The sequence below is a fragment of the Vibrio lamellibrachiae genome, assembly GCF_050337265.1.
GTDB lineage: Bacteria > Pseudomonadota > Gammaproteobacteria > Enterobacterales > Vibrionaceae > Vibrio > Vibrio kyushuensis.
Map to the genome: position 1 here is coordinate 132,787 of NZ_JAKJSU010000008.1, position 12,546 is coordinate 145,332.

General features: G+C 43.2%; 6 protein-coding genes. 4 read left to right on the plus strand and 2 right to left on the minus strand.

Features of this window, described 5'->3' with window-relative positions; genetic code table 11:
* Positions 1–195: 195 nt before the first annotated feature.
* Both L4C54_RS13845 and gltB read right to left on the minus strand, forming a co-directional pair.
* Complete coding sequence (locus L4C54_RS13845; protein ID WP_428801096.1) at positions 196–1,665, minus strand: glutamate synthase subunit beta; 1,470 nt, start codon at positions 1,663–1,665, stop codon at positions 196–198.
* On the minus strand, positions 1,665–6,212 hold the full coding sequence (gltB, locus tag L4C54_RS13850) for a glutamate synthase large subunit (protein WP_428808653.1): 4,548 nt from the start codon (positions 6,210–6,212) through the stop codon (positions 1,665–1,667). The genes L4C54_RS13845 and gltB overlap by 1 nt, the downstream gene beginning before the upstream one ends.
* 552 nt (positions 6,213–6,764) lie before the next feature.
* On the opposite strand from gltB, the gene mnmL reads away from it, so the two are divergent.
* The 4 genes from mnmL (at position 6,765) to L4C54_RS13870 (ending at position 12,464) form a co-directional block, all read left to right on the plus strand.
* The gene (gene mnmL, locus L4C54_RS13855; protein WP_428808654.1) at positions 6,765–7,709 is read left to right on the plus strand and encodes a tRNA modification radical SAM protein MnmL/YtqA; all 945 of its coding nucleotides are present in this window, start codon (positions 6,765–6,767) and stop codon (positions 7,707–7,709) included.
* Between the two features lie 64 nt (positions 7,710–7,773).
* Positions 7,774–9,519 carry a diguanylate cyclase domain-containing protein gene (locus L4C54_RS13860; RefSeq protein ID WP_428808655.1) on the plus strand — a complete coding sequence of 582 codons (1,746 nt, stop codon included), beginning with the start codon at positions 7,774–7,776 and terminating at the stop codon, positions 9,517–9,519.
* 142 nt (positions 9,520–9,661) lie between these two features.
* Complete coding sequence (gene arcB / locus L4C54_RS13865) at positions 9,662–12,004, plus strand: aerobic respiration two-component sensor histidine kinase ArcB (protein ID WP_428808656.1); 2,343 nt, start codon at positions 9,662–9,664, stop codon at positions 12,002–12,004.
* A gap of 4 nt (positions 12,005–12,008) precedes the next feature.
* Complete coding sequence (locus L4C54_RS13870) at positions 12,009–12,464, plus strand: hypothetical protein (RefSeq protein WP_428801091.1); 456 nt, start codon at positions 12,009–12,011, stop codon at positions 12,462–12,464.
* Positions 12,465–12,546: the final 82 nt, after the last annotated feature.

Consider the following 12,546-nt stretch of genomic DNA (forward strand, 5'->3'; position numbering starts at 1 on the left):
AAGGTCAAGTTCTTGGATGGTTATCATGTTGCACTGCGATTTACCGCTTAATACTCTGAAATATCATGTATATTCATGAGGATAGGGTTTGTGATTTTACATTTTAGCAACATAAACCTTGAGGGGAGGAAATAAAAAAGCCAGCAATCAATGCTGGCTTTAGATGGTAACTCGTATTGAGTTTAACTCATGACTTTAGTTAGAAAGCATTAATGAATCCGCTTTAGCTTCTAAGTTTGAGTTACCAAGTAGGTATTTATCAATCGCAATGGCACACTCACGGCCTTCGTTAATACAACGAACAACCAGAGATTGGCCCGTACGCATATCACCAGCGGCAAAGACACCTTTTTGATTGGTCGCGTAACCTTGGCTAGCCACGTTTCCACGTTCATCGAGTTTAATGTCGAGTTGCGCTAGAACACCACCCGGTTCAGGATGTAAGAAGCCCATTGCTAGGAACGCTTGATCACATGGAATCACACGTTCACTACCAGCAACTTCTTCAAAACCAGGACGTTCACCAGGCTTAGCATCTTGCCAAACGATATCAGCAATACGTAGACCTTCAACTTCACCTTTATCATTACCGATAAACTCTTTGGTCAAAATATTCCAGTGACGCTCACAGCCTTCTTCGTGAGAAGTGGTTGTCTTCATGATCATTGGGTATTGCGGCCAAGGCATATTAACCGGACGTTTCTCTGGTGGAATCGGCATGATTTCAACTTGAGTAATACTTGCTGCACCATGACGGTTTGATGTACCTACACAGTCAGAGCCAGTATCACCACCACCGATTACCACGACGTGTTTATCTTTGGCATGAATCTCTTCTGTTTTAAGATCCATGTCGTTGGCACGGCGGTTGTTTTGACCAAGAAATTCCATCGCAAAATGCACGCCAGTTAACTCACGTCCAGGAATTGGTAAATTTCTAGGTACCGTTGAGCCACCTGTAAGCAAGACTACATCGAAATCTTGGCGCAATTGCTGAGCGTTAATATCAACACCGATATGAGCATTTACTACAAACTTAACACCAGCTTCTGCCATTAGGTTTGTTTTACGGTCGATGACATCCATGCCTAGTTTGAAGTCAGGAATACCGAAACGAAGTAATCCACCAACCTTCTCATCACGTTCAAAAACAGTCACGCAGTGACCAGCACTGTTTAACTGCTCTGCAGCAGCAAGCCCAGCAGGACCGCTACCAATAATGGCAACGGTTTTACCCGTGCGAGAGCGTGGTTTTTTAGGCTTTGCATAACCTTCACGGTAAGCGGTTTCTACAATCGTCTTCTCAATGTTACAGATAGTGATTGGATCTTGGTTGATACCAAGAACACATGCACTTTCACAAGGAGAAGGGCAGACACGACCTGTAAATTCAGGGAAGTTGTTTGTCGAGCTTAGAATATTCCAAGCTTCTTCCCAGCTATCACGAAAAACAGCATCGTTGAATTCAGGGATAATGTTACCAATTGGGCAACCGCTGTGGCAAAACGGCACACCGCAATCCATACAACGAGATGCTTGAGTTCCAATTTTGTCACCAAACTCTTCGTTAAGAACAAACTCTTTATTGTTCTCAATACGAACAGAAGGGTCGAGCTTCTTAGGAAGCTCGCGACCATGTTCTAAAAATCCAGTAGGCTTACCCATTATACTGCCTCCACTTGTTCCGTTTGCGCTTGCTCAGCGATCGCTTTACGCTTTTGAAGAACCGCTTTGTAATCACGCGGCATCACTTTCGCCATAGAGGCTAGGTTCGCTTCAAAGTTGTTTAGGAAAGATTGAGCAACTTCACTTCCTGTGAATTTCACATGTTTAGTTAGCATATCTAGCAGTAGAGCTTTGTCTTCTTGCTCGATAGGGTCGATATCAACAAGCTCAGCGTTGAGCTTAGTATTGAAGTCTGCATCTTTGTCCCAAACATACGCAACACCACCACTCATACCAGCAGCAAAGTTACGGCCTGTTGAGCCTAAGATAATAGCGACACCACCAGTCATGTATTCACAACCATGGTCACCAACGCCTTCTACAACAACACTTGCGCCTGAGTTACGAACACAGAATCGTTCACCTGCCATACCGCGGATATAAGATTCACCCGAAGTTGCACCGTAGAAACATACGTTACCTACAACGATATTATCTTCAGCGACAATGGTTGACTTAGTATCTGGATAAAGAACAAGCGTACCGCCTGATAGACCTTTACCCCAGTAGTCGTTCGCATCGCCTTCAACTTCAAAGTTAACGCCTTTCGCTAGGAAAGCACCAAAAGATTGACCAGCAGAACCGTTGAACTTAACGTTCATTGGTTGAGGTAAGCCTTGGTCTTTGTAGATCTTAGAAATCTCATTTGACAGCATTGTACCTGCGCTTCGATCAGTATTGATGATCGGGAATTCAGCGCTAACGGCTTCACCTTTCTCAAGCGCTGGAGCAGCAACTTGAATCAGTTTGCGGTCAAGGACGTCTTCAAGGTTATGGTTTTGCTGTGTCTGGTTATAAATCCCATCATTCTCACGAGCCGGTTCAATGTGTAGAACAGGTGTCAGATTTAGGTTTTTATATTTCCAGTGAGCAATGTCTTCACGAACTTTAAGCTTCTGAGATTGGCCGACCATCTCTTCGATAGTGCGGAAACCTAGTTCAGCCATGATTTCACGTAGACCTTCTGCCATGTATTGGAAGAATGTAACAACGTCTTCTACACGGCCATCAAAGCGCTCACGTAGTGTTTTGTTTTGAGTTGCGATACCAACAGGGCAAGTATTTTTATGACACTTACGCATCATGATACAACCTTCAACAACGAGTGCTGCTGTGGCAACGCCCCATTCTTCAGCACCCAATAAAGTGGCAACAGCAAGATCGCGAGGTGTCTTCATCTGACCATCTGACTGTACAACGATACGGTTACGTAAGCCGTTTTTCAGTAGAGTTTGGTGCGTTTCCGCTAGACCAAGCTCCCAAGGTAGACCCGTATGGCGAATTGATGACATTGGTGATGCACCAGTACCGCCATCAAAGCCTGCGATAAGTACAACATCAGCTTTGGCTTTAGCAACACCCGATGCGATCGTACCTACACCCGCTTCAGACACTAGCTTAACGTTTACACGGCTAGCGCGGTTTGCGTTTTTCAGATCGTAGATTAGCTGAGCTAGATCTTCGATTGAGTAGATATCGTGGTGTGGTGGTGGTGAAATTAGACCAACGCCCGGAGTTGAGTGACGTGTTGCACCAATCCAATCATCGACTTTATCACCCGGTAGTTGACCACCTTCGCCCGGTTTCGCACCTTGTGCCATCTTAATCTGAATCTCTTCAGAGTTTGTTAGATAGTAAGACGTTACACCAAAGCGACCAGAAGCAACCTGTTTGATTGCTGAACGTTCCCAATCGCCATTTGCGTTAGGTTCGAAACGAGCTGGATCTTCACCACCTTCACCGGAGTTAGATTTTGCTCCGATACGGTTCATTGCAACAGCAAGTGTTGAGTGAGCTTCGTAAGAGATAGAACCAAATGACATTGCACCAGTAGCAAAGCGCTTCAAGATACTTTCAATTGGTTCAACTTCTTCAACAGGAATAGAGCCCGCAGGGTTTTTCACAAAGTCTAATTGGCTACGTAGTGTTGCCGCGTTATCACCTTGTGAGTCAACTGCGCTTGTATATTCTTTAAACTGAGAGTAGTTCTTTTCACGAGTAGACTGCTGTAGAAGTGAAATAGTTTCTGGGTTAAACAGGTGTTTTTCACCACGCTGTTTCCACTGATAAACACCACCCACATCAAGAACCTGTACTGGCACTTCACGAGTTGGATAACCTAGACGGTGACGAATCAAAACTTCTTTCGCAATATCGTCAATCGTTAGGCCTTCGATACGGGTAACCGTACCAGTGAAGTATTTATCAACAACAGACTTGCTGATACCAAGCGCTTCAAAAATTTGAGCACCGTGGTAAGACTGAAGTGTTGAAATACCCATCTTAGAGAAGATTTTCAGCAGTCCGCCATTCACACCCTTACGGTAGCTTTCGAACAGATCTTTCGGTGATGCTGAAGGATCAAGCTTCTTAGTGCGCTGTGATTCAACAATCGTTTCAATTACTAGGTATGGGTTAATCGCGTTTGCGCCATAGCCAATCAGTGTTGCAAAGTGGTGCGTTTCACGCGCATCGCCAGTTTCAACAACGATGTCACACTTAGCACGTAACCCTTTACGGATTAGGTGGTGGTGCACTGCACCTACAGCAAGCATCGCTGGGATAGCTGCGTGGTGCGAGTTAACGGCACGGTCAGTTAGCAATATGATTGAGTAGCCATCAATAACCGCATCTTCAGCGTATTGGCAAATACGTTTAAGAGCACGCTCTAGCTTGCCGTCATCACCGTTTGCTTGGAAAACTATATCAAGCGTTTTAGCTTGTAAGTGCTCGTTATCAATCGCACGCAATTTCTCTAATTCTGAGTTAGACAGAATCGGCGATTCAAGCTCAACTTTCTGACAGTGTTCAGGTGTTTCTGCTAGTAGGTTCTGATCTTTACCTAGGTAAGTGTTCAGAGACATAACCATGCGCTCACGGATCGGGTCGATCGGTGGGTTGGTTACTTGAGCAAACAGCTGTTTAAAGTAGTTTGAAAGGTGCTGAGATTGATGAGACAGAATCGCAAGTGGCCAGTCAGCGCCCATTGCAGAAAGAGGCTCATACGCTGTTTTAACCAGCGGGATGATGATCTCATTCACTTCTTCAGAGCTTACGCCAAACGACTGTTGACGGTTAAGCAATTTTTCTGGAGAAGGTTGGCTGTATTGGTTTGTTGCCTCTGGTAGCTTGTTCAAGCTCAATAGGTTTTCTTCAACCCATTGCTCGTACGGCTGACCATTGGCAATGCCATCTTTGACTTCTTCATCAGAGATGATGCGGCCTTGTTCTAAATCGGCAACAAAGATACGACCTGGCTGTAGACGACCACGGAACTCGACGTTCTCAGGTGCAATCTCAACAACGCCAGACTCAGACGCCATTACAAGGAAGTCATCTTTAGTGACTGTATAGCGAGATGGACGAAGACCATTACGGTCAAGCGTTGCACCTACTTGAACACCATCGGTGAAACAAACAGACGCAGGACCATCCCACGGTTCCATAACGTTAGCGTGATATTGATAGAACGCGCGACGAGTTGGATCCATGTTTTTGTTTTCTTGCCATGCTTCGGGAATCATCATCATCAATGCATGTGGCAGGCTACGACCAGAAAGAACTAGGAGCTCAAGTGCCATATCAAAGTTTGATGAATCTGAACTACCTTCTTGACAGATAGGCAGTAGCATGTCGATTTCAGCTTGAGTAAAGAGATCTGATTCAATGATCGCTTCACGAGCCTTCATCCAGTTTAAGTTACCGCGAACAGTGTTAATTTCACCATTGTGGGCAATGTAACGGAAAGGCTGAGCTAAACGCCAACGTGGAAATGTGTTGGTTGAGAAACGAGAGTGAACAAGTGCTAGCGCTGTTACCATCGTAGGGTTTTGCAGATCTAGGAAGTACTGCGGTACTTGTTCTGTGGTTAGTTGGCCTTTATACACTAATGTCTTGTAAGACATTGAGTTGATGTAAAAATCATCGCCAATATTTGAGATGCTTTCTAGGCAAACACGAACAGTATAGTTACGTAGAACATACAGTTTACGCTCAAGCTCTTCAGGTTCTGTACCTGGACCACCAGAGATAAAGACATGTTCAAATTGAGGCTCTGTGCTAAGAGGGTCAGCGCCAATCATCGAGTTATCTGTTGGCAGCTCGCGGTAACCCAACACTTCAAGATTAAGCCGTTGAGCGTTACGTTCTAAAATATCTCTACATTGGGCACGTTTGTGTTCATCTCTAGGGAATAGAACAACACCGACACCGTACTTTTCAAAAGAAGGCAGTTTAATACTGTGCTTAACAGCTTCTTCTAAAAGAAATTCATGAGGTTTTTGCAGTAAAATACCTGCGCCATCACCACTACTTGGGTCACAACCTTGACCGCCGCGGTGCTCCATACGAGCTAGCATATCGAGCGCTTGAGTAACGACATCGTGCGATTTACGGTTTTTTAGGTGAGCGACAAAACCGATACCACAAGCGTCATGCTCCAGCTCTGGAGTATACAGACCTTGCGCTTCCTGCTCTCTATCTACCATAGATTACATCCTTCCAGTTAAATATTGACGCAACATGCCTAAGTCCAACTTAGTGTTGAGTCTGTTCCTTTATTTTTATGAATCTAACCAACCAGTGGTGGTTGGCCTGAGTCCTTTCTGTCTCTCGCTGAAATATATGGCGAGAAAAACAATCCTTGGTGAAATCCAATTATTTACAATCACAATCCAGTGATTTATATAGGTGGGAGGTAGGATTCACCGATTTATCCGCAACTAATCTTGTAATAAAGATCACAATTTATGCGGCATTGTGTAAGTATCCTACAATTTTGTCGAGGCTGATTGCAATGAAAACTCACTGCCGTCGTGCTTTTTTTTAGTTAAAAAATGCATAATATAGATAACATTTACGCAACAAGAGTGTTTTTTACCAATAATTCTGCATGTTTATTGATTTTTGATAGTTATTACCTTTAGCGGGTTAATTATGATGCGTGACTTTCTCTTGCAAGGAATGTAATTAACTTTCAGTGATCGAATTGAGAATGGTTTCGTTTAAAGAGTATCGATAAATACAGTTGTGGTTTATATATGCAGTTACATGAGTTAGTGAATACCATTGGACAAGATTTACAGCGCCGTTACGGTGAGAAAGTACATAAACTGACTTTGCACGGTGGCTTTAGCTGCCCAAATCGGGATGGAACCATAGGCCGAGGTGGCTGTACATTTTGCAATGTATCTTCATTTGTTGATGAGCAAACACAAGTCCAGAGTATTGTTGACCAACTAACCGACCGAGCAGGAGAAATCAAACGAGCACGCAAGTACCTCGCTTACTTTCAAGCCTACACCAACACCTATGCCGAAGTTCAAGTACTGAGAAACATGTATGAAGAAGCATTAAAAGCGGCTGATATAGTGGGTTTGTGTGTTGGTACTCGTCCTGATTGTGTCCCTGATGCTGTTTTAGAATTGTTATCTGAATATGTCGATAAGGGGTATGAGATATGGCTAGAATTGGGTTTGCAGACTGCAAACAATCAGACATTAAAACGTATTAATCGTGGTCATGATTTTGAGTGTTACGCTGACATCACCAAACGCGCTCGCGCTTTAGGCATAAAAGTATGTACTCATCTCATTGTAGGTTTACCCAAAGAGGCTCGCAGTGGCAATCTTGAGACGCTACAAAAAGTACTCGATGTTGGTACAGATGGAATCAAGCTTCATGGGTTACATATTGTTGAAGGCAGTACAATGGCAAAAGCGTGGCGTGCCGGAAAACTAAAAGCGCCAGAGCTTGATGAGTACGTATCTATCGCTAGTGAGATGATTCGGATGACACCACCAGACATCATTTACCATCGCGTCTCTTCTGCGGCTCGTCGTCCAACACTGCTTGCCCCCTTGTGGTGTGAAAATCGTTGGCTAGCGATGACCGAAATCGGCCGGGCTCTAGACAGTGATGGTGCTCAGGGTTCATTAATTTCTCAGCCATTTATTTATTCAAAACCCGTGTTAGCACAAGAATAGTCAGCGAGAAACTGATATCTTTCGTACCCTTTAGAGTATGGATACACTAGGGTTATTTGTTTCAATGGAAGTATGGTTAAACTGGTTGTGGAATGTGACCGATGGTCACGGATTAGATGTGATCATCATTGCTTTGTCTATTGCATGCGTTGTGATCATTTATTCCCGATATAACAGATACATCGAAACACTCGTTCAGGATGTTCCAGCCGCCTTAATGGTGGTTAACGCCAGAAGTGGTGAATTGCAGCTATCTAATCGTCTTGCCATGCAGTTGCTGGGTATTCGACTCATCGGCCGATCATCTTTCTTTCCTAAGCATATCCCTAATAAGTTCATTCTTAACGAGCTTGAAAGCTATACTTCCGATCAGTTTCAATCTCATCAACTTCAATGGCCGGTCACTTCGCAAACGAGCTTGCCTATTTCTTTAACAGGGCGAAAGGTGACCTATCGTGGCCAGTCGGTCTGGTTGATTTATGCATTCCCTAAGCAAGCCTCCACAAGGGAGCTTCAAGACCAAATTAATTCACTGTCTACGGCTAAAACCGCACTCGATTCTTTATCTGAACTTATCTTTGTAAAAGGTCTCGACGGTAATATGGTTTTTAGTAATCGATCTTTTGATGCTTTTTGGTTAGATCGAAAAGAGGAAGGTAGTAAAGATATTAAAGGGGCTATTCGAGGTCGAGCAAGTAAGCGACATTGGACAACCTCTCCTGACGGTCAAGGTTGCTTACTTGAAACATATCAAAACTTATTAATGTCGCCAGAAGGTGAGCAGCTAGGGGTTTTAGGCATCAGCCATGATGTAACGGATTGGCACAATATTCAAAAGAATCTCAGTGATGAAATGGAGAAGCGTAAAGATACGGAAGTGGCACTAGCCAAACGCGATACCATTCTACAAGTGATACTTGAGTCTAGTCCTGACTCCATTGGAATATTTGATGAGAATATGGTGTATCAGGCCTGTAATGAACCGTTTGTTAAAGATCTGGGCTTAACAAAGGTGGATGACCTTATCGGCCGTCGGCTTGATGAGCTTATTCCAAAGCAGTTATATGAACGTTTTTCTGATTCAGATAAACGCGTTCTTAGTGAGGAGATCTCACTTCGCTATGTGGACAAAGTTATGGGTTCAGATGGGCATGAGAGATGGTATGACGTTGTTAAGTCACCGTTCAGAGAACCAACCTCTGGTACCAACGGAGTATTGGTTATGTCGCGAGATATTTCAGAGCGATACTTGGCTGAACAAAAATTAGCAGAAGCAAACCAAGAGCTAGAACGATTAAGTTTAATTGATGGGTTAACTCAGGTATCTAATCGTCGTCATTTCGATTCACAATTAAGTACATTGTGGTCTATTCATGTTCGAGAGAAGCAGCCTATGTCAGTGTTGCTGTGCGATATTGATTTTTTCAAAGGATACAATGATTTCTACGGGCATCAGAAGGGAGATGAAGCTCTCAAACTAGTCTCTAACGCTTTTAAGAGTGTATTAACACGATCTTCTGACTGTGTCGCTCGATATGGTGGGGAAGAGTTTGGTTTTATCCTACCAAATACGACAACGGAAGGTGCTTATAATGTTGCAGAGAAAGTTCATGCTCAAGTTAGAGCCCTTATGATTGAACATAAAGCTTCTAGTGTGGCTTCACATGTCACTGTCAGTCTAGGGCTAGTCTCAATACTTCCATCTCCGACAGATTCAATGGAATCGATCGTAGCAATGGCCGATAGCGCCTTGTATCAAGCTAAGTCGGATGGCCGCAATCGAACTAACATCCATGTTAGCTCTCTATAAATACTTGATTATTAGTGGCTAAACCCATAACCCAGAAGGGCATGGATGTGATGCACTTAGCTTACCTATCAAGAGTAAAAAGAGTAGAATAAATATCTAATTACCACCAGTTCCCTACAGCAGTTAACGCAGGAAGCCTTTAATGAAGCCAATCAAAAATCTTGCTCAGTATTATGTCGATCTATTAGTCAAGCTGGGTATCCTTCGTTTCTCTATATTATTAGCAATGGCGCTTGTTGCACTCGCCGTTGTCGTACAGGTAGGGATAACGCTTGGATTGAGTGGTCATGTTGATGATATTGATATTGTTCGCTCAGTATTCTTTGGTTTAATTATCACCCCTTGGGCTGTTTACTTCCTTTCTGTCGTTGTTGATCAACTCGAAGAGTCTCGCCAGCGATTATCAAAGTTGGTGTCTAAATTAAAAGACATGCGCTCGCGCGATCAAGAGTTGAACTTAAGGCTTCAGCAGAATATCTCTAAATTAAACCTGCAAATTGAAGAGCGAATTAAAGCAGAAGAGGCAAGAAAAGAAGCGATTAATGATCTGGAAAATGAGGTCTTCCAGCGTGAGCGTACCCAAGTTGAACTCGCGGAAAGAACGGCACTGCTCCGATCGTTTATTGATGCTTCTCCCGATCTTATTTATTACCGCAATGCGGAAGGCGTCTTCTCTGGTTGTAATAGAGCGATGGAAGAACTGACGGGTAAGCGAGAAAGTGATCTTGTTGGTCTGACGCCAAGAGATGTCTACAGTAAAGAGATTGCCGATCAAATTATCGATACAGACCAAAAAGTCTTTCTTGATAATCAAGCTATTACGTACGAGCAGTGGCTTGAATACCCGGATGGCAGGAAGAACTACTTTGAATTACGAAAAGTGCCTTTTTACAGTAAAGAGGGCGCACACTTAGGTTTAGTGGGTTTTGGTCGAGATATTACCGAGCGTAAACAGCACGAGGACTCACTAGAGAAAGCGAGTAGAGACAAAACAACGTTTATTTCTACCATCAGTCATGAGCTTCGAACACCTCTTAATGGGATTGTCGGTCTAAGTCGTATGCTTCTTGATAGCCAGCTTAATCAAGAGCAGCGTAAATACATGCAAACCATCAATGTCAGTGCGATCACACTAGGAAATATTTTCAGTGACATTATCGATATGGACAAGTTTGATCGACGTAAACTAGAGCTGTTACCTACATCATTACACTTTGAAGAGTTCATTGCTGAAATCGAAAGTATTTCTGCATTGATGGCTGAGCAGAAAGGCCTTCGATTTGATCTAGAACGATTAAGTGCACTACCTTCTGCGGTTGAAATTGACGCGACTCGACTGCGTCAGGTGCTATGGAATTTAATTAGTAATGCAATGAAGTTCACCAAAGAGGGCGGTGTCGTCATGACCGTCAGCGCCGAAACTCAAGGGGAACAAGCTGAAATAATCATTGAAATAGAAGATACCGGTATTGGTATTGCTGAGAGCGAGTTAGATAAAATATTTGCGATGTACTATCAGGTGAAATCGGGTAAGGATAACTTACATGCCGTTGGAACTGGTATTGGCCTAGCAGTGTCTAAGCAACTGATCAAAATGATGAATGGCGATATTACTGTCTCTAGTGAAGAGGGCTTTGGTACGACATTCAGTGTGACTTTGACAGTGCCTTTAGCTGAAGAGTCTGCAACAGAAAAGCTTGCACCTGTAGACCAGCCGGGTCTAAGAATCTTTATGGTGGAAGATATTGAGTTAAATATTACCGTTGCTCGGTCATTATTAGAGAGCTTAGGTCACCAAGTTACTGTCGCCATGACAGGTCAAGAGGCGATAGAACAGTTTAATCCTGACAGTTACGATTTGGTTTTATTGGATATTCAACTGCCGGATATGACAGGATTTGATGTTGCTCAGTCCTATCGACAGACCTATAACAAGCTCCCACCTTTGGTTGCTCTTACCGCTAATGTTTTGAAAAATAAAAGAGAATATTTAGATAAGGGTATGGATGATGCGTTAAGTAAGCCGCTTTCAGTCATTGCAATTCAAGATGTGATTGCTCGCTTATGCGATATTGATCCAGTACTATGTGCGCCCAAACCTGAGCCTGTTAAAAAGGAACAAGTCTCAGATGAGACGTATTGTACCTTGCTTGATTTGCCTATGCTTGAGTCCTATGTAGATATAGTTGGTGTAAAGCCTGTTCTTGATAGCATCGAGATGTTTGAGGAGATGATGCCTGACTATATCGAAATATTAGATTCGAACATGGTGGCGAAGGATCAAGATAGAATAGTATCGGAAGCTCATAAAATTAAGGGTGCAGCGGGCTCAATTGGTTTGAAACGAATTCAAAGTATCGCACAAAAAGCCCAATCACCAGAGCGAGTAACATGGTGGGAAAATATTGCTGATTGGGTTGAAGAGATCAAGAATGGCTATCAGCACGATATTCAAATATTAAAAAATTGGTTAGCGCAAAGGTAATTATATGATAAAAAAAATCGCATTGGTGTCACTAGCCACAGTACTACTTGGTGGATGCCAGACAGCAGAAGTTAATTGGCAGCAAGACAGTACCGTTATGGTTGAAGAGATGATGATTGAACTTAAAAGCTCTCTTTGGATTGATAAAATGCCAACCATTGGGGAAGCATCTTCTTCTGAGCAAAATTTGCATGCAGCGCTCTCTATTGAGTCAAAAGATGAATTGCCGGCACAATTAGAAGTGGTCAGTGTTTCGATTAAGCAAGGCGCAGAAACGTGGCTAATTGAGAGTGAAGAGATTGATGTACGCACTCACAGTGCCAGTCACTGGGAGTTAGCTTTTGCTTGGCAGCTTCCGATTTCACCAGACACGCCCGCTGATATTGCCATTCAGCTTAATAACAATGGTAATGAGAAGTGGCTAGTTGAGCATGACGTGAATATCGATGTCGTGTACTAAACGCTGCTGTTAGTTACGTAAAACGTTAGTTACTTAAAACAAGTGACCAATAAAACAAAAAGGCTTGCTAATCATAGCAAGC